This is a genomic window from Micromonospora sp. NPDC048947 (genome assembly GCF_040649495.1).
GTDB classification, from domain to species: Bacteria; Actinomycetota; Actinomycetes; order Mycobacteriales; family Micromonosporaceae; genus Micromonospora; species Micromonospora alfalfae.
This window is the reverse complement of sequence record NZ_JBEZFO010000004.1, coordinates 32,145-53,271: the sequence shown is the minus strand read 5'-3', so window position 1 is coordinate 53,271 and position 21,127 is coordinate 32,145. Positions and strand designations below refer to the sequence as shown.

Here is a 21,127-nt window from a genome sequence, read left to right as displayed (position 1 = left end):
ATATGGCGTCCAGCGGCGACCGACGGGACTTCTCATGCATCGAGGAACGACTATTGCGCTCGGCCGCCGTGGCGTGGTGGGATGACGCGTACCGGGCGGTGCGAGGGCTGCGGCGCCGCCGGTTGCCGGGTTGGTTAGACGCGAGGGCACCGGTCCAGGACAGGACCGTCGACGGCGCACGTCCACCGGCTGTTTTCCGCCGGGGCACGTCGCCGTGATCGTCGCACCGCTCACGACAGCGGGGCGATCACGCCACATCCCACCCGATTGCGGCGGGGCGGCTCGGACAAGCGCCCCTCGCGAGTCAGGAGAACCCGTGAACCGTTCCCGTATGGCCGCCTTGCTCACCGCGGCCATGACTCTCGCGCTGGGCGCTGTCGCCCTGGCGTCCACTCCTCAGCCGGCCGCCGCGCACGGCGCGGCGATGACGCCGGGCAGCCGCACCTACCTGTGCTGGCAGGACGGCCGCAGCCAGACCGGTGAGATCAAGCCGAACAACCCCGCGTGCTCCGCCGCCGTGGCGCAGAGCGGGGCGAACTCGCTGTACAACTGGTTCAGCGTGCTGCGCTCCGACGCTGGCGGCCGGACCACCGGCTTCATCCCGGACGGGCAACTGTGCAGCGGCGGCAACACCGGTTTCCGCGGCTACGACCTGCCCCGCACCGACTGGCCGCTGACTCACCTGACCTCCGGGGCACGGTTGGACTTCAAGTACAGCAACTGGGCGCACCACCCGGGCACGTTCTACTTCTACGTCACCAAGAACAGCTGGAGCCCGACCCGGGCCCTGGCCTGGAGTGACCTGGAGGAGCCGTTCCTGACGGTGACCAACCCGCCGCAGCGCGGCTCGGTCGGCAGCAACGACGGGCACTACTACTTCAGCGGCAACCTGCCGTCGGGTAAGAGTGGCCGGCACATCATCTACTCCCGCTGGGTCCGCTCGGATTCGCAGGAGAACTTCTTCGGCTGCTCCGACGTGACCTTCGACGGCGGCAGCGGCCAGGTCACCGGCGTGGGTCCGGGTGGGACGCCGACCGACCCGACCGACCCGCCGACCGACCCGACGGATCCGCCGACCGACCCGACGGACCCGCCGACCGACCCGACCACCCCGCCGCCGTCCGGCGGTGACTGCATGGCCACCTACAAGGTGAGCAGCGCCTGGCAGGGTGGCTTCCAGGGCGAGGTCACGATCATGAACCACGGCAGTACGCCGTTCGCCGGTTGGACGGCTAGCTGGGCCTGGCCCAACGGACAGTCGATCAGTCAGATCTGGGGTGCCACCCAGACATCGTCCGGCTCGACGGTGACGGCGACGAACGTCGCCTACAACGGCACAGTCGCACCGGAGGGCACCACCACGTTCGGCTTCCTGGCCAGCTCCACAGGCACGAACGGGCTCCCCACGGTCACCTGCGCCCGCCGCTAACCACCACCACAATGAAATGATCAAGAGGTTTGCGTCACCGGAACCGCTCCGGATGACGCAAACCTCTTGATCAACAGGGTGGGGCGTGGGTCAGCGGACCATGGAGCCGACCACCGGCTTCGTGAGCAGGGCGGACTGGTTGCGCTGGATACCCGGGTCGAGGGTCTTGGCCACGAAGATCGCGTGCCAGATGCAGAAGATCAGCACCGTCCACACCTTGCGGGAGTGGTCGGCCTCCTCCCGCTTGTGCTCGTCGAGCAGCCGCAGCGCGTACGACAGGTCGAGCAGGTCACCCGCGCCCGAGGTGCTGAGCACGTGCCGGGCCCACTCGTACATCTCGCCGCGCAGCCACACCCGGGTGGGGGTCGGGAAGCCCAACTTCTTGCGGTTGACGATGGCCGGCGGCACGACACCCTGCAACGCCTGACGCATCGCGTACTTGGTGGCGTCGGAGCGCGGCGGCAACTTCAGGTCGACCGGGATCTTCGCCGCGACGTCGAAGACCTCACGGTCGAGGAACGGCACCCGCACCTCCAGCGAGTGCGACATCGAGATCCGGTCGGCCTTGACCAGGATGTCGCCGCGCAGCCAGGTGTAGAGGTCGACGTACTGCATCTTGGTGACGTCGTCGAGCTCCGTGCACTCGGCGTAGATCGGGGCGGTGACGTCCGTGTAGCGCACCGAGGGGTCGTAGCGGCGCATCAGGTGCTGCTTCTCCTCCTCGGTGAACATCCGGGCGTTGCCGTAGTAACGCTCCTCGATCGGGGTGGTGCCGCGCTCCAGGAAGCTCTTGCCCTTGACCCCCTGCGGGATCGCCTTGGAGACCGCGCGCAGCCCCTTCTGCACACCGCCGGGCAGACCGTTGACGGTGCCCAGCGACAGCGGCTCCCGGTAGATCGTGTAACCGCCGAAGAACTCGTCCGCGCCCTCACCGGAGAGCACCACTGTGACGTGCTCGGCGGCCTTCTTCGCCACGAAGTAGAGCGGTACCAGCGCCGGGTCGGCCACCGGGTCGTCAAGGTGCCAGACGATCTTCGGCAGCGCGTCGATCATGTCCTGCGGACCGATCTTGGTGGGGATCGTGGTGACGTCGAGGTGCCGGGCCGAATCCTGCGCGACGTCGATCTCCGAGTAACCCGGCACGTCGTAGCCGACGGTGAAGGTGAGGATGTTCGGGTTGAACTCCCGCGCCAGCGCCACCACCGCTGTGGAGTCGATGCCACTGGACAGGAACGAGCCGACCGGCACGTCGGAGCGCATGTGCATGCGCACGCTCTCCCGCAGCGTCTCGCGGATCTCGTGGTAGAGCCTCTGCTCGTCGTCGACCGGCGCCGGCCGGAACACCGGCCGGTACCACCGGCGTACGTCGATCCGGCCGCCCGGGGTCCAGTTCAGGTACTCCCCGGAGCCGATCCGGCTGATGCCCTTGTGCAGGGTGCCGGGCTCGGGGACGTACTGCAGGGTCAGGTAGTGGCTCAGGTTCGCCGTGTCGACGCCAGCGTCGCCCTGGTAGTTGCTGTGCGCGAACGGCAGCAGCGCCTTCTTCTCCGAGGCCAGGTAGAGGCCGTCGGCGGTCTCCAGGTAGTGCATCGGCTTGATGCCGAAATAGTCGCGGGCACCGAACGCCCGGCGTTCCTGCCGGTCCCAGATGACGAAGGCGAACATGCCCCGCAGCCGGGTGAGCACCTGCTCACCCCAGAAGTGGTAGCCCGCGACGATCACCTCGCCGTCACCGGCGGTGGCGAACTGGGCACCGAAGTTTCGGATCAACTCCTCGCGCAGCTCGATGTAGTTGTAGATCTCGCCGTTGAAGGTCAGCAGGTAACGGCCGTTCGCGTAGGGCAGTGGCTCGTGGCTCGACGCGACGTCGATGATGGCCAGCCGCTTGTGGGCGAACACGCCGTCCGCGTACCGGCCGGAGGCGTCGCCGACCACCTCGACCCCTGTCTCGTCGGGGCCGCGGTGGTGCAGGCATTCCAACGCTCCGGCGATGTGGTCGCGATGCGCGGCGGCGTTGCCGTTCGCGCTGAAGAAGGCCAGAAGTCCGCACATGGTGGCCATCTTTCCACGCGCGCTGTCGGCCCTTGCAGCCGTCCGTCGATCCACCCGACTCCCAGGGGGCGTTACCGCCAACCGGACGCGCGGTACCGTCGGGACCAGCAACGAAGCGGAGGGAGCGGCGCAATGACCGAGGGACAGACCGACGGTACGCCGACGGACGGTACGGAATCGCACGATCCGGACTTCCCGGAGGCGTTCCTGTCCTTCATGCGGCAGGGCTGGAGCGACACCGCGCTCCCCGTGACGCCCCGCCCGGAGACGCCCAACTACGCCAAGCGACGGGCAGCGCTCTCGGCGGCCTTCCCCGGCGAGACGCTGGTGATCCCCACCGGCACCGAGAAGGTCCGGGCCAACGACACCGACTACCCGTTCCGGCCGGGCAGCGACTTCGCCTACCTGACCGGCGACCACGACGCCGACAGCGTCCTGGTGCTGCGCCCGAACGGCTCGGGGCACGACGCGACGCTGTACATGCGTCCCCGATCCTCCCGGGAGACCGACGAGTTCTTCCGCAGCCGCAACGGCGAGCTGTGGGTGGGCCGGCGGCACACCCTCGGCGAGAAGTCGACCGAGCTGGGCCTGCCCACCGCCGACCTGACCGGCCTGGAGGCGACCCTCGCCGACCTGGCTCCGGGGCGTACCCGGGTGCTGCGCGGTTTCGACGCCCAGGTGGACGCGGCCGTCCGGCCCTACGACGGGCCTCGCACGGAGGGCCAGCCGGCCCGCGACCGTGAGCTGGCCATCGCCATCTCGGAGATGAAGCTGGTCAAGGACGAGTGGGAGATCGGCCAACTCCAGGACGCGATCGACGCCACCGTCCGCGGCTTCGAGGACGTCGCCCGGATCCTGCCGGCCGACCGGGCGGTCTCCGAGCGGCTGCTGGAGGGCGTCTTCGCGCTGCGGGCCCGCCACGACGGCAACGACGTCGGGTACGGCTCGATCGTCGGTGCCGGCGAGCACGCCACGATCCTGCACTGGGTGCACAACCACGGTGCCACCCGACCGGGTGACCTGCTGCTGATGGACATGGGTGTCGAGGGCCGCAACCTCTACACCGCCGACGTCACCCGGGTGCTGCCGGTGAACGGCCGGTTCACCGCGCTACAGCGCCAGGTCTACGACATCGTGTACGCCTCGCAGCAGGCCGGCATCGAGGCGATCCGCCCGGGGGTGAAGTTCAAGGACGTCCACCTGACCTGCATGCGGGTGCTCGCCGAGGGCCTGTCCGAGCTGGGTCTGCTGCCGGTGAGCGTGGACGAGGCGATGGACGAGAAGTCGACGGTCTACCGGCGGTGGACGCTGCACGGCTTCGGTCACATGCTCGGCATCGACGTGCACGACTGCTCCAACGCCCGCAAGGAGACCTACCGCGACGGCACGCTGGGCGAGGGGTACGTGCTCACCGTCGAGCCCGGTCTGTACTTCCAGCCGGAGGACGAGCTGGTCCCCGCCGAGCTGCGCGGTATGGGCATTCGGATCGAGGACGACGTGCTGGTCACCGCGACCGGCGCGGTCAACCTGTCGGCCGGGCTGCCCCGCACCTCCGACGAGGTGGAGACCTGGCTGGCCGAGCAGCGCGAAGCCGGCCCCCGCCTGCCCAGCTGAGCCTGCTGGCGGCCGAGGCTGGCGGATCAAGCCCGCCCCTGGCCTGACCGCCCCTCGCCCCTTCGCCGCCAGCCCCTGGCCGCCTGCCCCTTCTTGAGGGCTGGCGGCCAGGGGCTTCGGCCGTGATCCACTCGGCTTCCTTGACGTCGCGCTGTCCCGGCCGCTCGGATGCCGCGCTTTCAAGAAGACCGAGTGGATCATCCCCGAGGGCCAGCAACGGTCGCTGTTCGTGCCGCTCGGGTCCTTTCCGCCGACCCCGGACCGGTTGGCCGCCCTCACCCGACCTGCGCCCAATGCGTGGTTATCTCGGATACGTCCGCATCGCGAAGATGGTTCTCATACGGTGAGGATCAGAGGCTACAACCCATTTGTAGCTGGTCGTGGCGCCTCGGGCGGTGCGATCCCGTCTGGTAGCAGGAAAGGGCGGAAGGCTCTGATGTCCAACGACGTAACGAGTACCGACGGCGGGGCCTCAGCAGCTCCGCCGACACGGCGAAGGCGGGCGCTCTGGGTCGCCGGCGTGGCCGGGCTGACCGGCGTGGTCGGGCTGGCGGCCCTCGGCGGCGTCGCCGCTCGAAACGACAAGCCAAAGGCCGACCAGGTGTCCGACGCGCAGCCGTCGACCAACCGGCAGAACGTCAGCGACGACGGCGGCGCGAACAAGGGCGGCGCCAAGGACGACGGCGGTCAGGACGACGAGTGGAGCGGCGACTGGAGCGGCTTCGACGACCAGTCCGGCAAGGATGGCAAGGAGCGCAAGGACGGCAAGGACGGCAAGGACGACGAGAAGGACCGGACCAGGCAGGTCCCGTGCGACTCCGACAAGCTGATCCAGGCGATCACGTTCGCCAACAACGAGGACGGCGGCGTACTGGAGCTGGCCAGGGGCTGCACCTACACCCTGACCCGCAACCAGGACGGCAACGGCCTCCCGGTGATCACCGAGCGCATCACCCTCAAGGGTGAGCACACCACCATCGGCCGCGAGGCCACAGCCGACTACTTCCGCATCCTCAACGTCGGCGCTGGCGGGCACCTCACTCTCAAGGGCCTGAGCATCAGGGGTGGCCAGACCCTTCAGCCCCCGATGGCCTTCGACCCGGCGACGGTCTGGGCGCCGTACTCGGCCCAGGTCCGCTCGACTGTTGCCGAGCCGGCGGCAGCAGCGACGCCCGCCGCGAAGCCGACGACCACGGCCGCGCCGGGCGCCAAGGCAGCGGCAGCGAAGCCGGCAGCAACCGCCGGCAAGCTGGCCACGAAGGCAGCGCCCGCGAAGGCCACAGCCAAGGCAGCGCCTGCCAAGGCCACCGCCAAGGCAGCGCCCGCGAAGGCCACCGCCAAGGCCACCGCCAAGCCGGCGGCGAAAGCAGCGCCAGCCAAGCCCGCAGCCGCAGCAGCCAAGGCCGCTCCGACTGCCAGCAAGGCCACCCCGGCCAAGCCGGTAGCCGCTGCGGCGAAGCCGGTGGGTGCCGGTACGGCGGTGGTGCCGCTGGTCGAGCAGCCCGGGTTCACCGACGGGGCCGGGGTGCTGGTGCAGCCCGGTGGTCGCGCGGAGATCCTGGACAGCGAGTTGCTCTACAACCAGTCCGGCGGCAACGGCGGCGGGCTGGCCAACTTCGGCAGCGCCAGGCTCAGCAAGACGACTGTGGCGCACAACACCGCCTTCTTCTTCGGCGGCGGCATTTTCAACGCCGGCGTACTTCAGGTCGACGAGTCGAAGATCACTGACAACACCGGGATCATCGGCGGCGGCGGCATCTCCAACGGCGCTGCCGACATCTTCACCGAGGACGTCGACGGCGGCTCGGTCTGGGTCTACAAGAGCGAGATCACCGACAACGAGACGCTCGGCTTCGGCGGCGGCGTCCTGGACGTCGGGGGCACCACGACGTTGCACCAGACGACGGTCAGTGACAACACAGCGGTGCTCGACGGTGGTGGCGTCGCGGTGGCCGACAGCCAGCTCACCCTCAAGGACGCCACGGTGGTCAGGAACAGCGCCGCTCGCTCGGGTGGCGGTGTGGCCGCCTTCGACAGCGTTGCGACCATCGAGAACAGCAGGATCAACGACAACACGGCGGGCTTCTCCGGCGCCGGCCTCTTCAACGAGGAGAGCGTCACCACGCTGCGCGACAGCGAGGTGTCGGGCAACCGGGCCGTCGGTCCGTTCGCCCGTGGCGGCGGCATCCTCAACACCGAGGGCGGCGAGGTCACGCTCCACCGGACGAAGGTGGCGCACAACTTCTCCACCCTTGAGCCGGGGGGCATCTTCAACAGCCTCGGTGGCACCGTGACGCTGGACGACGAGTCCGCTGTCACTGCCAACCGCCCGACCAACTGCTTCAACGTTTTGGACTGCTTCGCCTGATTGGGTGGGGCCGAAACACATAGAGGGCGCGCCCCTTCGAGCCGTGACCGGCTCGGAGGGGCGTACCCATTTGGGCAGGTCAGGCGCTTGCAGGCCGGCTTGGGTGGCGGTGTGTCGGTCCGGACCCCGCTGGGGGCAACATGAACCGAATGTGGGCTTCTCTCGGATAAGCCCGCGAGGCGAGGAACCTTCTCATACGGTGGTTTTGGGAGCTACAACCGATTTGTAGCAGGGGACGCCCGTCTGACGGCGGCGACCCTGTCTGGTACGAGGAGAGGGCAGAGAGCTCCGATGTCCAACTACCTAACGAACAACGAAGCCTCCGGGCGGGCGACGGCCAAGAGCCGCCGCAAGCTCTGGCTCGCCAGTGGCGTGGCCGGTTTGACGGGCGTGATCAGTCTCGCGGCGGTTGGCGTCGCGGGCAGCGCCGGAGCGGTCGGCTTGAACTGGAACACCGCGCAGGTCAGCAAGGACGGCGACCAGCGGGGTGACGAGGCGCGCGACTGGGACAAGGACGAGGACCGCAACAAGGACCGGGACAAGGACAAGGACCGGGACAAGGACCACGAGCGCGGGAAGGAGGTGCCCTGCGACACCGACAAGCTGATTCAGGCGATCGTGTTCGCCAACAACAAGCACGGCGGTGTGCTGGAGCTGGCCAAGGGCTGCACCTACAACCTGAGCCGCAACGACTACGAGGGCAACGGCCTGCCGGTGATCACCGAGCGGATCACGCTCAAGGGCGAGCACACCACGATCTCTCGGGAAGCCACCGCGGACTACTTCCGCATCCTCAACGTCGGTGCCGGCGGTCACCTCACCATCAAGGGCCTGACCATCAAGGGTGGCCAGACCCTCGAACGGTACAACGGCGTCGAGCCGGCGGCCGTCTGGGCGTCCTACTCGGACTCCGAGGCGATCGCGGCGCAGGTCAAGGCAGGCGTTCCGCTGAACCAGGCGCTCACCTCCCGGCAGGCCAACCCGAAGGCGGGCCTGACGGCGGCACCGAAGGTCACGGCCAAGGCCGCGCCGACCGCTCAGGGGGGCGTCGTGACGCCGCTCGTCGAATACCCGGAGTCCACCGACGGCGCCGGCATCCTGGTTCAGCCGGGTGGCACCGCCGAGATCCTGGAGTCCGAGGTCGTCCTGAACCAGTCGGGCGGCAACGGTGGTGGTGTGGCCAACTTCGGCACCACGAAGATCTGGCACAGCACCGTCACCCGTAACACCGCCTTCTTCTTCGGTGGTGGCGTCTTCAACGCCGGGCTGCTCAAGGTCGAGGAGTCGAAGATCAAGGACAACACGGCGGTCATCGGTGGTGGCGGTATCTCCAACGGCGCCGCGGAGATCTTCACCGAGGACGTCGACGGCGGAACTGTCGAGCTCAAGAAGACCGAGATCACCGACAACGAGACGCTCGGCTTCGGCGGTGGCTACCTCGACATCGAGGGCAACACCACTGCGTACGAGACCAAGTTCGTCTCGAACACGGCGGTCCTCGCCGGTGGCGGTCTCGCCGCTGCGGACAGCCAGCTGAACCTGCACAACGTCACCATCGAGAAGAACAGCACCGCCGGTGTCGGTGGCGGTGCGGCCATCGCCTTCGACAGCGTGGCCACCTTCGAGAAGAGCAGCATCAAGGACAACACCGCCGGCTTCTTCGGCGGCGGGCTCTTCAACGCCGGCAGCGTCACCACGCTGCGCGACAGCGAGGTCGCCGGCAACCGGGCCGTGGGCCCGATCGGGGTCGGCGGCGGCATCTTCAACATCTTCGGCGAGGTCAACCTGTCGAAGACGAAGGTCGCCCACAACTTCTCCACCTTCGAGCCGGGCGGTGTCTTCAGCTTCTTCGGAGACGTGAACGTGGACGACAAGTCCGCCATCACCGCGAACCGTCCGACCAACTGCCTGGCCATCCCGGGCGGCACCATCGAGAACTGCTTCGCCTGATCGATCGCCCTCGGGTGACGACGACTCAGCACCCTCGGGTGACGACGGCGTAGCGCCAACACAATGGACCGGCCCCCTTCCGCGAGACGCGGAAGGGGGCCGGTTCGCGTCACTTCTGGACGAAGACCGCCACGCTGCGCGCCGGTACGGTGAACGTGCCGGCCGCCCTGTCGAACGAGGCGGTACGCAGCACCGGGTCGGCCGAGTCGACAAGCACCGGGTGCAGTGCCACGTCCGCTCCGCGCAGTCCGGTCACCGTCTGGTCGACCGCCGACGGGGTGCTGTTGAAGACGACGGTCAGCGACTTCCACGGCCCGCCCAGCCCACCGGCGTCCAGGGTCATGGTCAGCACCCCCGGTGTCTCCTGCGCGCCGGACAGCGGGAACGCCACCCGCCGCTGCACCTGCTCGGCGGTGGCCAGCCCGAACACCGGCGACGACGCCCGGATGCGCAGCAACTCGGCGTACCTGGCGTCGGTGGTGTTGATCGCCGCGCAGTCCGGCACCAGCGTCGGGTCGGCCAGCAGCGGCTTCGCGTACGACCACTTGTCCTCGTTGTCGGGTGCGGGCGGCAGACCGGCACCGAACCCGTTGCCCCGCTCGCAGCCCCACCGGATCTGGTTGAACCAGTCACCGGAGTTGTACGAGTTGCGGTCCAACGACTTCGACCGCAGCCGCTCGGTGCCGGTGGTGACGAACCCGGTGCCCTGTCCCAGCACCACTGTGCCGAGCGCCAGCACCTGCATCCGTGAGCGGTCCGCCGCTGTCGTGGCCTGCGGGAGCTTGTACGCCAACGCGTCGTACAGGATCTCGTTGTCGTGCGCGTCGGCGTAGGTGACGGCCTCCCCCGGCGCGGCGGTGTAGCCGGCCGGGGAGCCGTTGTAGTCCACCTGCGCCCCGGTGACCTCACGCCCGGCGGTGTCGGTGAACCGGTAGCCGCGCAGGTTGCCGGTGAGCCCCACCTTGATCAGGTCGTGGGCGTGCAGCAGCCGGGCCTTCTGCTCGGCCGGTGACCCGTTGGCCGCGTCGCCGTTCGGGTCGGTGTAGAGCCCGGAGGCGAAACCCTGCACCCGGGGGTTGGCGTCGAACGGCCCGCCGCCACGCACCGCGTCGCGCAGCCGGTCGTTGAAGGTGCCGATGCCGGTGCCGGCCATGTTGGCCTGGGTGGCCTGGACGAAACGGGCGTCGTTGGCGACCTCGCCGAAGTTCCAGCCCTCGCCGTAGAGCATGATCGCCCTGCCGTCCACGCCGTCGCGGGCGACGGTGAGCCGGTCCAGTGCCGCCCGGACGGCGAGGATGTTCGCCTTCGGGTGGTGACCCATCAGGTCGAAGCGGAAACCGTCCACCTTGTACTGCCGGGCCCAGGTGACCAGCGAGTCGACCACCAGCTTGCCCATCATGGCGTGCTCGGGGGCGGTGTTGGCGCAGCAGGTGGAGTTGGCCACACTGCCGTCCTCCAGCAGCCGGTGGTAGTAGCCGGGCACGATCTGGTCGAGCACCGACTTCGCGTCGGTGCCGTCCGCCGACGTGTGGTTGTAGACCACGTCCATCACCACCCGCAGCCCGGCGTCGTTCACCCCGGCGACCATCCGCCGGAACTCGGTGGTCCGCGCCGCGCCCACCGGGTCGACGGCGTAGCCACCCTCGGGCACCGTGTAGTGCAGCGGGTCGTACCCCCAGTTGTAGCCGTCGGTTTCGGCGACCGCCGCCACGCACTTCTGCTGCTCAGCGGAGTCCGGCGGCAGCGCCGCCAGGTCGCAGGCCGGCTCGCGCTGGTCGGCCCGCTTCTCGAGGATCGTCGCGAAGTCGAACGCCGGCAGCAGGTGCAGGTGGGTGACCCCGGCGTCGCCGAGCGCCCGCAGGTGGGTCATGCCGGCGGTTCCCGGGTCGGTGAACGCGAGGAAGGTCCCCCGCCGCTCGGTCGGCACTGTGTCGTCGGCGATGGAGAAGTCCCGCACCGACAGTTCGGTGATCTGCGCCTTCGCGGCCGGCACCGGCGCCGGTTTGCGCAGCGTGCGCCAGCCAGTCGGGGCCAGCGCCGGGTCGTTCAGGTCGATCAGTTGGCTGTGCGTGGAGTCCGCGGCGAGGGCCACCGCGTACGGGTCGGTCACCGACGCGGTGACCATCCGCTGCGCCGCCGGCTGCCACGCCCGCACCTCGTACCGGTAGAACCTGCCGGTCCAGGTGTGGTCGCCGCGCACCGACCAGACGCCGGTACGGTCGTCGCGGCGCATCGGCACCGTCCTGGGTGTGGCGGTGGGCGAGTCGAACAGTTGCAGGCGCACGCTGTGGGCGGTCGGCGCCCACAGCGCGAGGCTCGGCGTCCGGCCCGCGAAGGTGGGCCCGAGGGTGGCGTCGGTCGCCCGGGAGTACACGTCGTCGAGCACGCCGGGGATCTGCACGCCGGTCGCGGCGAGCAGCGCACCCTCGGCGTCGCGTTCGGTGACCAGCAGTTGCCCCCGCAGCGCCGCCGGGACCTTGGCCAGGTCCGCCCGGTCCAGGTCGAAGCTACGGTACGACCACAGGTGCGGGAACCTGTCGCGTTGGGCCTCGGTGAGCCCGTTGCGCTGCGCCCGCAGCGGCACCGTGGTGTACGTGCCGGTCAGCTCGCCGTCGACCACGCTGACCCCGCCGGTAGGTGCGGTGACCAGCGCGTACGTCCTACCGTCGGTCGGCGGGGTCTGCCAGGCCACTGTGGACCTGTCGATCCAGTGCGCCTTCTGCTTGCTGATGTCGGTGTCTCCGCTGGCGGTGGTGGCCGTCGACGGCAGCAGGCGGCCCGGCGTGGCGGCGAGCAGCCACGCCTCCCGACCGGCGCTGGCGAAGTCGAGCCGCTGGTCGTCGGGCAGGTCCTTGGTGTCGCCGTTGTGGATGATGTAGTTCAGGCCGGTGGCGCCGGCCGCCAGCGGCACCCGGAACACCGCCCCGAACGCGTCGACGGCGCTCGGCCGCAGCGGGGCGGACCACTCGGTCGGGTTGGCCGCGCCGTCCCACAGGTGCAGGCCCCAACCGTCGTAGTTGCCGTCGGCCCGCCGATAGTGGAGCACCGCGGTGCCCTCCTCGACCGGCGGCTCCGGTTCACCGGCGGCCGCCTGCCTGCTCGGGTAGATCGCCGGGTCGCCCTGCTTGAGCCAGATCTCGCCGGTCCGGGTGACGTCGATGCTGCGGTCCTGGGCGACGTCCTTGGTACCAGCCTTGTCGACAACCAGGAAGTTGACCGACGTCGCGCCCGGCTTGAGTTTCACCCAGGCGAACCGGCCGTAGGAGTCCTCCCCGGCGAACGGCTGCCCCTTCGGCCACTCGGTGACGTACGCCGGGTCGATGTCCCCCCAGGCGTACAGCCCCCAGTCGTCGTACCCTCCGGCCGGGCGTTGGTAGTGCACCACCGCCCACTCCCGGGAGCTGCCCTGCGGCGGGGTCCCCACGACGGCCGTGGACCTGGCGGTGGCGGTACGGCCCCGGCCATCGCGGACCACCGCCTTGTACTCGACCCGGGTGCCGCCGGCCAGGCCGGTCAGGTCGTGCTGCACCGTGTACGGGGCGTGGTCGGCGCTGCCCAGCAGCGTCCACCGACCGCCGGCCACCCGGGCCGCGACGGTGACTGTGGCCAGGGGATCGCCTGTCACCCGGGCGGTGACCGCCGCCCTGGTGGCGACCGGCGCGTCCGGAACCGGGCTGGTGATGGTGATGGTCGGCTTGTTGGCCGCCGGTGCGATGGGTCGACCGGCCCGGTACACGGCGGCCGACAGCGGCGGCACGGTGAGGGTCAGTTCACCGTCGTCCCCGGCCCGCGCTGCGGCACAACATGCGCCGGAGGCCGGTCCGGTGCCGGCGCCGCCGTAGATGCCGGTGAAGGTGGCGCCGGCCGACCAGGTGTCCACCGTGACAGTTTGCGCGGTGTCGGCGTTGTTCACTGCCACCACGTACTCGGTGCGGTCTGCCGGGGCGATCCGGGACGCGGCGAAGACGCCCGGACCGTCGGCCGCGTACCTGGTGACCTGCACGCCGTCGCGCAACGCCGGGTGGGCCTGGCGCAGCCGGCCCAGGTCGGCGATGGTCCGGTACAGCGGGTGGGTCGGGTCGAACTGGTCGGCGGCGTGGGTGCGGTCGGTGCCGAGCAGGTCGTCGTCGAGGTAGTCGGGAACCGACGAGGCGAACATGTCCTGGCGGGCGTCCTTGTCCCCGCCAGGGCCGGTGAAGCCCTGCTCGTCGCCGGAGTAGACCACCGGCTGGCCCCGGGTCAGGAACATCAACTGGTGCGCGAGCTGGTCGCGACGCAGGTGGCTGGCCGGGTCGCTGCCACCACCGGCGATGAACGATCCGATCCGGCCCATGTCATGGTTGCCGAGGAAGGTGGTCAACCGGCCCGCGTCGGTGTCCCGGGCCGCGTAGAGGTCGTCGCGGGCGTACACGTCGGCGAGCGCCTTCGCGGAGCCGGCACCGGCGGTGAAGCCCCGCGCGGCCTCCTGGAAGGCGAAGTCGAGGGTGGCCGGAAGGCCACCCTGGCGGACGTAGCTGGAGCTGATCTCCGGATCGGCGCTGTACACCTCACCGAACATGAAGAAGTTCTTCTTGCCGGCCTTCTGCGCGGCCCGCTCGATGCCCTGGCTGAACTGCGGCCAGAAGTCCATGTTGACGTGCTTCACGGTGTCCAGCCGGAAGCCGTCGACGCCGGTCGCGCCGATCCAGTCCCCGTACGCCTTGGTCAGGCCCCGGACCACCTCGGGACGCTCGGTCCACAGGTCGTCGAGACCGAAGAAGTCGCCGTACTCGCTGTTCTCCCCGGCAAACGTGGAGTCACCCCGGTTGTGGTACATGGTGGCGTCGTTCAGCCAGGCCGGGACCTTGACGCTCGCGTCCTTCGGTTCGGCGAACGTCGGCGTGTACGGGAAGGACTCCTTGTCGACCGGCGGGAACGCCCGGCTGCCGTCGGCGTAGTTGCGGTCCTCGAAGGCCCGGCCCTGCGCGTCGGTGTACGGCGAGGTCGCCTTGTCCACGTACGCGTACTTGTCCTCGGCGTACTTGATGACGTCGGCGGTGTGGTTGACGATCACGTCGAGGTAGATCTTGATGCCGCGCTGGTGGGCGAGCCTGACCAGCCGCTTCATCTCCTCCATCGTGCCGAAGTGCGGGTCCACCTGGGTGAAGTCGGTGATCCAGTAGCCGTGGTAGCCGGCCGAGATGTCGTCGCCGGCGCCCTGCACCGGCCGGTTCTTGAAGATCGGGGCGAGCCAGATGGCTGTGGTGCCCATCCCCTGGATGTAGTCCAACTTGTCGATGACGCCAGCGAGGTCGCCGCCGTGGTAGAAGCCCTTGTCGGTCGGGTCGAGGCCGGTCCGCAGCCGGTCGCCGGTGAGGCCGCCCCGGTCGTTGCGGGGGTCTCCGTTGGCGAACCGATCCGGCAGGACGAAGTAGAACTGCTCGGCTCGGGCGGAGTTGCCGCCAGCCTTCAGCAGCGCCTCGGCGGTGGGTTCGTCACGCCACTGGGTCGCGCCGCCGAGCGTGAGTGGGGCGCCGTCGGACGGCCGGGGGCCTGCGGCGGCGGGGTGCACGGCGACCGGAGCGCCGACGAGCGTGACGGTGAGCAGGGAGGCAAGGGCCAGCAGGGCGGTGCGCGGTATCGGCGGGGGTTTCATCGACGCCTTCCTCTGGTCGCTGATTGGCCGCACGCTAACCCTTGCCGAAACATTCTGCAATACCTTGCAAACATGGTCGCAACAAAGCAGCATCCTTGCGGAAGTGCCGCTCAGAGCCCGTTACAGCGGACCCCGTCCACCGTGCACGCGCGGGGCGTCTGCGACGCCCGCTCGATGTGGAACCGCAACGACACCGAACCGCCGGGCGACACGTCGACGCCGCTGACGTAGGTGAAGCCGTCGTCGGACTGGCGGATCGTCCCCTGTGGTACGCCCTCCACCCAGGCGGTCACCAGCCGCCCACCGGAGAACTCCAACCGCACCGTCCAACCACGGCTCCGGGTGGACGTGTTGACCATCGCCACCTCGCCGATGAAACCCCCGTCGAAGCTCTGCACCACCCGGTACCGCCCGGTCATCGCCGGCTGCCCCGGCGCGGCCCGGCTCGGCGACCGCGTCGCCGACGGCTTTCCGATCGGACCGGCCGTCGGATCGGCCGTCGGTGAACCGGACCCGGCTGCGGCGCTCGGCGGCAACCCGCTCGCACGGCCGGATATTCCCGGCAGCACCGGCGCCGGAGACGGCACCGAGGTGGGCACGCTCGGAGCCACCACCACCGCAGACGGCACCGGCAGTGCCGGCGGTTGCGCGCCGTCCGGCGCGGGGCTACGTCCCCGGTACGCGCCCAGGGCCACGATGAGCAGGACCACCATCACGACGACACCGGCGCCGACCACGATCCAGGGTGACGTGGCGATCGCCACCGGACCGTGTGGCGGGCGCGGAACACGGCGCATGCCGGACATGTACCTCCTTCAGCGGACCGTCCGCGCAGCGTAGCGATCGGCGGCCCGGCCCGGAAAGCCTTGGCGGTGCGGCGGTGCGGCGGTGCGGCGGTGCTGGGGTGCGGCGGCGCTGGCTCAGCCGATCCGGCAGTCGACCCCGTTGATCGTGCACTTGGCCGGTCGCTGCCCCGAGTCACCCCAGCCGACGCGCAGCCGCAGCCTCCGGGAGTCACCCGCGTCCAGCGAACGGGTGCCGCGCAACACAAACTTTCCGTGCCCGCTGCCCTGCACCGAGACGCCCGAGTCATCACCCACTCGCAGCGTCCAGGTGTCGTCGTCGAACACCAACTCCACCTGCCAATCCGCCGACCGACTCGACTCGTTGGCGATCGCCAGCACCGCCGCGTCCCCGTCCCAGCCGTTCGAACCGACCTCGTACTGGGCGCTGACCGTCTGGTCCGCCGACGGCGCCAACAGGACGCTCGTCCGCCTCGGAGTCGGCGAGCCGGTGACTGAGGCTCGCGGTGACGGCGTCCGACTGCTGCGTGACGGTCGCGGCGACACCGAGCGTCGCTCCACAGCGGCCGGAGTCGGCCCACCGGTGGCCGACGCGGCGGCCGGCATGGTCGGCAGGAACGCCGGAGGCGCTGCCTGCGGCGGCGCGTCCCGCTCCCTGGTCCGAAACGACAGCAGCGCGATCACCAGGAGCACCACAAGCGCGCACACACCGAGCAGCACCACGATCCACGGCACCGACACCAACACCCGCGCCGCACGCGAATCTGCCGCACCGTCCGGCCGCACCGCCATCAGGTCTCCCCTCGTCCCCCACCGACGCGACAGCGTAGCTAGCGCCGCACGGACCGGAAACCAGGCGGGTACGGATCGGGCCGACCGGCCCCCGTCGGTCAGCCCGTCCGGACGACAGTGCAGATCAGTGGTCCGTCATCCGAGATTCGCAACAGGTAGCGGTACCGTTCCCCCGGCACCGCCTGCCCCCGACTGTCCAGGAACTCCCACTCCACCGCCACCATCGTCAACAGCGCGGACACCGGCTGCACGTCCTCTATCCGGGCGTGGGCCGCTATCAACTCCCGGTCCTGATAGTCGGGTGCGGCGCCCACGAAGGACAGCGCCACCGCCGCGGCGGACGTGAACGAGAAGCTGTAGGTGTCGGCCACCACCAGCCCCGGCAGGGCGTAGCAGCCGGCGATGGCCGGCAGGTCACCTGAGGTCAACGCCACGCCGTACCGGTCGAAGAAGTCGGCCAACGTGGCAAGATCCGTGGAGGCGTTCACGGTCACAGCAATTGCCGGTCACCGCCCAGGTCAAACCTCAGCGCGGCGGTACCCGCACCTCGATCTCGGAACCCAACCGGGCGTCGGCGGCCAGACCCAGGTCGTCCCCGCTCCAGAACCGCCCCGGGTCATACCAATTCGGACGCCGACCCGCCGGCAGCAACCCCATTGCCTCATAGGTCACCGCCACCACCTCGGCGCAGTACGCCGTCTCCAGCGCCCGGTCCCGCTCCCCCGCCGACCGGGCACGGTCGGCCGGGTTGGCACGGTCGGCCGGGTTGGCACGGTCGGCCGGGTTGGGGCGGGGTGTCGGCTGGCCGAGGCGTGACAGCGCCGACAGCCGGCCGAGGTGCGGCAGCGCGGAAAGCCGGTCCGGGCGCGGCAGCGCCGGCACCCGACCCCGCACCCAGCGCCACGCCAACTGGGCGGTCGACGGGAACGGCGTGCCGTCCAACCGCGCGATCGTCCGCAGCACGGCCCGCTCCATCTCGGCGTCGGCCGGCGGGTCGAGCTGCCGCAGCCAGGCCCGTTGGCCGTACCGGTTGGCCCAGACGCAGACCGCGTCCCGCAGGTCGTGCAGCTGGACACCGCGTTGGTGGCTGCCCGACCACAGGTCCGGCAACGACCTGCCCAACTCCGCGTGCCACATCAGCGGGGGCATGTCGTCCAGCACCACCGCCATCCCGACGTGGTTCACCGGGCTGTTGGTGGTGAACTGGATCGCCCGGTCCGGCACGCTGCGACCTCGGAACACCCACACGTCACCGGTGCGGGTCAACTCGACGGCCTCATCCAGGCTGATGCTCATGAGGGTCTAGCCTAGGCCGATGCGGCAACGAATGCGGTGGTGGAAGGTTCTCGGGCTGGCCGGGCTCGCCGGCGTCGCGGCCTCCGGTGTGGTCATCGCGCGGGCCGAACGGCGTCGGCGCGCGTACACCCCAGAGGAGATCCGGCAGCGGCTGCTGGAGCGGCATGCCCAGGCCAGCGATGCCGCGAAACCCGGCGACCAGACCTGACCCGCAGTCCTTTGTAGATCATGGCGGGGCAGCCGGGCAGGTCGATGATCGGTACGACCAGGCCATGACGACGCCCGTCGCACAACGGCCCTTCGTCCTGTCCATCCCGACCGCGCCGGTCGAACGACACGGCAACGTCGACCTGCACCTGCCCACCCACAACGGTCCCGCGCCCGCCGTCGTGGTGGTGCACGGCGCTCCGCTGCCACCCGACGCGGCCGATCCCCGCGACTGGTTGCTGTACCGCGGCTACGGTGCGCTGCTCGCCGCGAGCGGAGTGGTCACCGCGCTGGTCAGCTACCAGGTGTCCGACCTGTCGGCGCTGCCGGTCGCAGCCGACGACATCGCCGCGATGGTCGAGCAGGTCCGCGTCGATCCGCAGGTCGACCCCGAGCGGGTGGTGCTGTGGTTCTTCTCCGGCGGCGGCCTCTTCGCTGCCGACTGGCTGCGCGTCCCGCCGCCGTGGCTACGCGGGATCGCACTGACGTACCCGCTGCTCGTCCCGTTCCCCGGCTGGGAGGTCGACGATCGGTTCCTGCCGGTCGAAGCCCTCAGCTCCGGCACGGGTGTGCCTCTGGTGCTGACCCGCGCCGGCCAGGACATCCCGCCGGTCCTGGCCGGCATCGCCGCGTTCCTCCCCGCAGCGACCGCTCAGGGCTGGCCGATGCAGGTGATCGAGGTGCCGGACGGCCAGCACTCCTTCGAGATCCTCAACCACGGCCCGCAATCCGAGGCAGCCGTCCTGGCCGCCCGCGACGCCGTCCTGGAACTACTCGACGCGACCTGACCGTTCTCGCCCGCGGACCCCGCAAACGGGCGTGATCGACTCGGTTTTCATGATGTCGGGGTGTCCCCGGCGCCCGGACGCCGCGATTTCCGTGAACCCGAGTCGATCACGTCGTTTGGTCGCCGTGTCGGGGTCCGCCAGGGCCGGCAGGTGGGTGGTTTGTCGGGTTTGATCGTTGGTGTCGGGTGGTCGGGGGCACCCCGGTGGCGGAATCGTGGGCCGGGCCGGGTCGTTATACCTGGCAGACCACCGCAACAGCCCGGCTCAAGGTCCGCCGGCCGCGCCGGGAACACCCGGCCGGCCGCCTCGGTTACATCCCCGCACGGCCGAGCACCACAAACGGCCGAGCACCCCAACGGCTGAGCACCACAGCGGCCGGGCATGGCAGCCGCCGGGAACACCCGGCCGGCCGCCTCGGTTACATCCCCCGCACGGCCGAGCACCACAACGGCCGACCCCCGCGGGGAGGCGGAACGATTCGCCGCCGCGAACGGTTACACCCTGTCCCGACGCCGACCCCTCGTTACGGGTCGCCGGGCTGAACCCCTCGAACTTTCCCCGCGCCACCCAACCCACCCCCCGAGGTGGTGCGGGCACCCCCGATGCAGAGGAGCACGCCATCATGCGTACCGATCTGATCCGTAAGACCGCTCTGACCGCCGCCGGCCTCGCGTTCACCGGTGGAGCGATCGCCGGCCCGGTGACCGCCGCCTACGCGATGTCGGATGCCAAGCCCACCACGCAGACCCAGACCGACCGCAAGGGTCACGGTGAGCGTGAGTTGGGTGTGCGCTACGAGGCCCAGCCGAACTTCTACTACTGCGGCCCCGCCGCGACCCGTAACGCCCTGAGTGTGCAGGGCAAGAACATCAACGTCGACGACATGGCCAAGGAAATGGGCACCACCGAGGCCGGCACCAACTCCATCAACGACATCACCCCCGTGCTGAACAAGGAAACCGGTAAGACCAACGCCTACCGGTCGGTGGAGATCAGCACCCCCGACGCCGACGCCAAGCAGACCGACACCCTGCGCGCCGACATCGTCAAGACCGTCGACGACGGCCGGGCCGTGGTCGCCAACATCGCCGGCACCAGCACCGACACCGACGGTGTCACCCACTCCTACGAGGGCGGGCACTACATCAGCGTCGTCGGGTACCGCGACAACGGAGACACGGTGAAGATCGCCGACTCCGCCGACCCGAACACCGCCGCCTACTGGATCAGCGTCGAACACCTCGCCGACTGGATCGCCACCCGCGGCTACGCCACCAGCTGACACCACCCACACCCTCAGCACAGCGAAGGGCCGGACCCCCACCACGGGGTCCGGCCCTTCGGCATGTCCAGGTCAGTGCTCGCCAGCGCGAATCGGCCCAACGCCGGGGGTCACCGCAGCGGACTGACCGTCCGGGGCCACGTCGGTCGACTGATCGCCCGAAGCCACCGCAGCAGACTGACCGTCCGGGGCCACCGCAACAGACTGACCGCCGGAAGCCACCACGGCAGACGGGGAAGCCACCTCGACCGCAGCCGCGCTGGAGGCACCGTCGGCCGACTCGACGCGGTGGGCGCGTCGGCGCAGCCACCAGGTGCTGCCGAGCCCGGCGAGCACCGCGAGGACCAACCCGGCCCAGGAGATGTCCTTCAGCCAGTGTTCGGCCGCCCGGCCAACGGAGTAGAGCAGGTACGTCGTGCCGAAGGCCCAGACCAACCCGCCGGCCGCGTTCGCCAGCAGGAAGCGGCGGTACGGCACGTGCAGCGCCCCGGCGAGCGGCCCGGCCAGGATCCTCAGCAGTGCCACGAATCGGCCGAAGAAGACCGCCCAGACGCCGTGCCGCGCGAAGCTCTGTTCGGCGCGGGCGAGCTGCGCCGGGCCCAGGTGCTTGGGGAACCGTCTGCCCAGCCGGGCGAGCAGCGGACGGCCGCCGCGTCGGCCGACGGCGTACCCGACGGAATCGCCGACGATGGCGCCGAACGCCGCGGCGCTGGCCACCCACTCCGGCTCCACCACTCCGGTGGCGGCGAGCAGGGCGGAGCTGACCAGGACGATCTCGCCGGGCAGCGGGACGCCCATGCTCTCCACGCCGATCACGCCGGCGACGAGCAGGTAGACCACGCCCGGAGGCAGCGCCGAGAGCCAGTGCTGAACGTCGATCACTCGGCACCCCTTCCGAATCGGCCCCGACC

Annotated in this window: 14 protein-coding genes; 7 read left to right on the top strand and 7 right to left on the bottom strand. The window is 70.1% G+C overall.

Annotated features, from left to right (window positions below; all coding sequences use genetic code 11):
• The first annotated feature begins 331 nt into the window (after positions 1-331).
• Positions 332-1,429 (top strand): lytic polysaccharide monooxygenase, encoded by a 1,098-nt coding sequence (locus AB0B98_RS07625; protein ID WP_238672718.1) that lies wholly within the window; start codon positions 332-334, stop codon positions 1,427-1,429.
• Between the two features lie 90 nt (positions 1,430-1,519).
• Here the strand turns inward: AB0B98_RS07625 and asnB are convergent, their stop codons facing one another.
• Positions 1,520-3,481 (bottom strand): asparagine synthase (glutamine-hydrolyzing), encoded by a 1,962-nt coding sequence (asnB, locus tag AB0B98_RS07620; RefSeq protein WP_238672693.1) that lies wholly within the window; start codon positions 3,479-3,481, stop codon positions 1,520-1,522.
• Positions 3,482-3,613: 132 nt separating this feature from the next.
• Between asnB and AB0B98_RS07615 the strand changes: the two genes are divergently transcribed.
• From AB0B98_RS07615 to AB0B98_RS07605, 3 genes are all read left to right on the top strand, one after another.
• Complete coding sequence (locus AB0B98_RS07615) at positions 3,614-5,095, top strand: aminopeptidase P family protein (RefSeq protein WP_357361440.1); 1,482 nt, start codon at positions 3,614-3,616, stop codon at positions 5,093-5,095.
• A 520-nt stretch (positions 5,096-5,615) separates the two neighbouring features.
• Complete coding sequence (locus AB0B98_RS07610; protein ID WP_357361439.1) at positions 5,616-7,463, top strand: hypothetical protein; 1,848 nt, start codon at positions 5,616-5,618, stop codon at positions 7,461-7,463.
• Between the two features lie 291 nt (positions 7,464-7,754).
• On the top strand, positions 7,755-9,413 hold the full coding sequence (locus AB0B98_RS07605) for a hypothetical protein (protein WP_357361438.1): 1,659 nt from the start codon (positions 7,755-7,757) through the stop codon (positions 9,411-9,413).
• 109 nt (positions 9,414-9,522) lie between these two features.
• Here the strand turns inward: AB0B98_RS07605 and pulA are convergent, their stop codons facing one another.
• The 5 genes from pulA to AB0B98_RS07580 form a co-directional block, all read right to left on the bottom strand.
• A complete protein-coding gene (pulA, locus tag AB0B98_RS07600) occupies positions 9,523-15,048 on the bottom strand; it encodes a pullulanase-type alpha-1,6-glucosidase (RefSeq protein WP_357361437.1) in 5,526 nt (1,841 codons plus the stop codon).
• Between the two features lie 110 nt (positions 15,049-15,158).
• Positions 15,159-15,854 (bottom strand): cellulose binding domain-containing protein, encoded by a 696-nt coding sequence (locus AB0B98_RS07595; protein ID WP_357361436.1) that lies wholly within the window; start codon positions 15,852-15,854, stop codon positions 15,159-15,161.
• Between the two features lie 114 nt (positions 15,855-15,968).
• The gene (locus tag AB0B98_RS07590) at positions 15,969-16,643 is read right to left on the bottom strand and encodes a hypothetical protein (RefSeq protein WP_357361435.1); all 675 of its coding nucleotides are present in this window, start codon (positions 16,641-16,643) and stop codon (positions 15,969-15,971) included.
• A 98-nt stretch (positions 16,644-16,741) separates the two neighbouring features.
• Positions 16,742-17,131 carry a hypothetical protein gene (locus AB0B98_RS07585; RefSeq protein WP_357277385.1) on the bottom strand — a complete coding sequence of 130 codons (390 nt, stop codon included), beginning with the start codon at positions 17,129-17,131 and terminating at the stop codon, positions 16,742-16,744.
• A gap of 37 nt (positions 17,132-17,168) precedes the next feature.
• Positions 17,169-17,939: a hypothetical protein gene (locus tag AB0B98_RS07580; protein WP_357361434.1), complete on the bottom strand. Its 771-nt coding sequence runs from the start codon at positions 17,937-17,939 to the stop codon at positions 17,169-17,171.
• A gap of 19 nt (positions 17,940-17,958) precedes the next feature.
• Here AB0B98_RS07580 and AB0B98_RS07575 point away from each other — a divergent pair, with 19 nt between their 5' ends.
• From AB0B98_RS07575 to AB0B98_RS07565, 3 genes are all read left to right on the top strand, one after another.
• A complete protein-coding gene (locus AB0B98_RS07575) occupies positions 17,959-18,147 on the top strand; it encodes a hypothetical protein (protein ID WP_357361433.1) in 189 nt (62 codons plus the stop codon).
• A 64-nt stretch (positions 18,148-18,211) separates the two neighbouring features.
• Positions 18,212-18,934, top strand: a complete 723-nt coding sequence (locus AB0B98_RS07570) for a hypothetical protein (RefSeq protein WP_357361432.1) — start codon at positions 18,212-18,214, stop codon at positions 18,932-18,934.
• Positions 18,935-19,556: 622 nt separating this feature from the next.
• On the top strand, positions 19,557-20,216 hold the full coding sequence (locus AB0B98_RS07565) for a C39 family peptidase (protein ID WP_357361431.1): 660 nt from the start codon (positions 19,557-19,559) through the stop codon (positions 20,214-20,216).
• Positions 20,217-20,288: 72 nt separating this feature from the next.
• Here AB0B98_RS07565 and AB0B98_RS07560 read toward each other — a convergent pair whose 3' ends face one another.
• Complete coding sequence (locus AB0B98_RS07560) at positions 20,289-21,098, bottom strand: DedA family protein (protein WP_357361430.1); 810 nt, start codon at positions 21,096-21,098, stop codon at positions 20,289-20,291.
• Positions 21,099-21,127 lie beyond the last annotated feature (29 nt).

Bases quoted from the DNA above. Each gene is read 5' to 3' on its own strand.
- AB0B98_RS07625 (WP_238672718.1), top strand. From the start codon at position 332: ATGGCCGCCTTGCTCACCGCGGCCATGACTCTCGCGCTGGGCGCTGTC.
- asnB (WP_238672693.1), bottom strand. From the start codon at position 3,481: ATGTGCGGACTTCTGGCCTTCTTCAGCGCGAACGGCAACGCCGCCGCG.
- AB0B98_RS07615 (WP_357361440.1), top strand. From the start codon at position 3,614: ATGACCGAGGGACAGACCGACGGTACGCCGACGGACGGTACGGAATCG.
- AB0B98_RS07605 (WP_357361438.1), top strand. From the start codon at position 7,755: ATGTCCAACTACCTAACGAACAACGAAGCCTCCGGGCGGGCGACGGCC.
- pulA (WP_357361437.1), bottom strand. From the start codon at position 15,048: ATGAAACCCCCGCCGATACCGCGCACCGCCCTGCTGGCCCTTGCCTCC.
- AB0B98_RS07595 (WP_357361436.1), bottom strand. From the start codon at position 15,854: ATGTCCGGCATGCGCCGTGTTCCGCGCCCGCCACACGGTCCGGTGGCG.
- AB0B98_RS07590 (WP_357361435.1), bottom strand. From the start codon at position 16,643: ATGGCGGTGCGGCCGGACGGTGCGGCAGATTCGCGTGCGGCGCGGGTG.
- AB0B98_RS07580 (WP_357361434.1), bottom strand. From the start codon at position 17,939: ATGAGCATCAGCCTGGATGAGGCCGTCGAGTTGACCCGCACCGGTGAC.
- AB0B98_RS07575 (WP_357361433.1), top strand. From the start codon at position 17,959: ATGCGGCAACGAATGCGGTGGTGGAAGGTTCTCGGGCTGGCCGGGCTC.
- AB0B98_RS07570 (WP_357361432.1), top strand. From the start codon at position 18,212: ATGACGACGCCCGTCGCACAACGGCCCTTCGTCCTGTCCATCCCGACC.
- AB0B98_RS07565 (WP_357361431.1), top strand. From the start codon at position 19,557: ATGCGTACCGATCTGATCCGTAAGACCGCTCTGACCGCCGCCGGCCTC.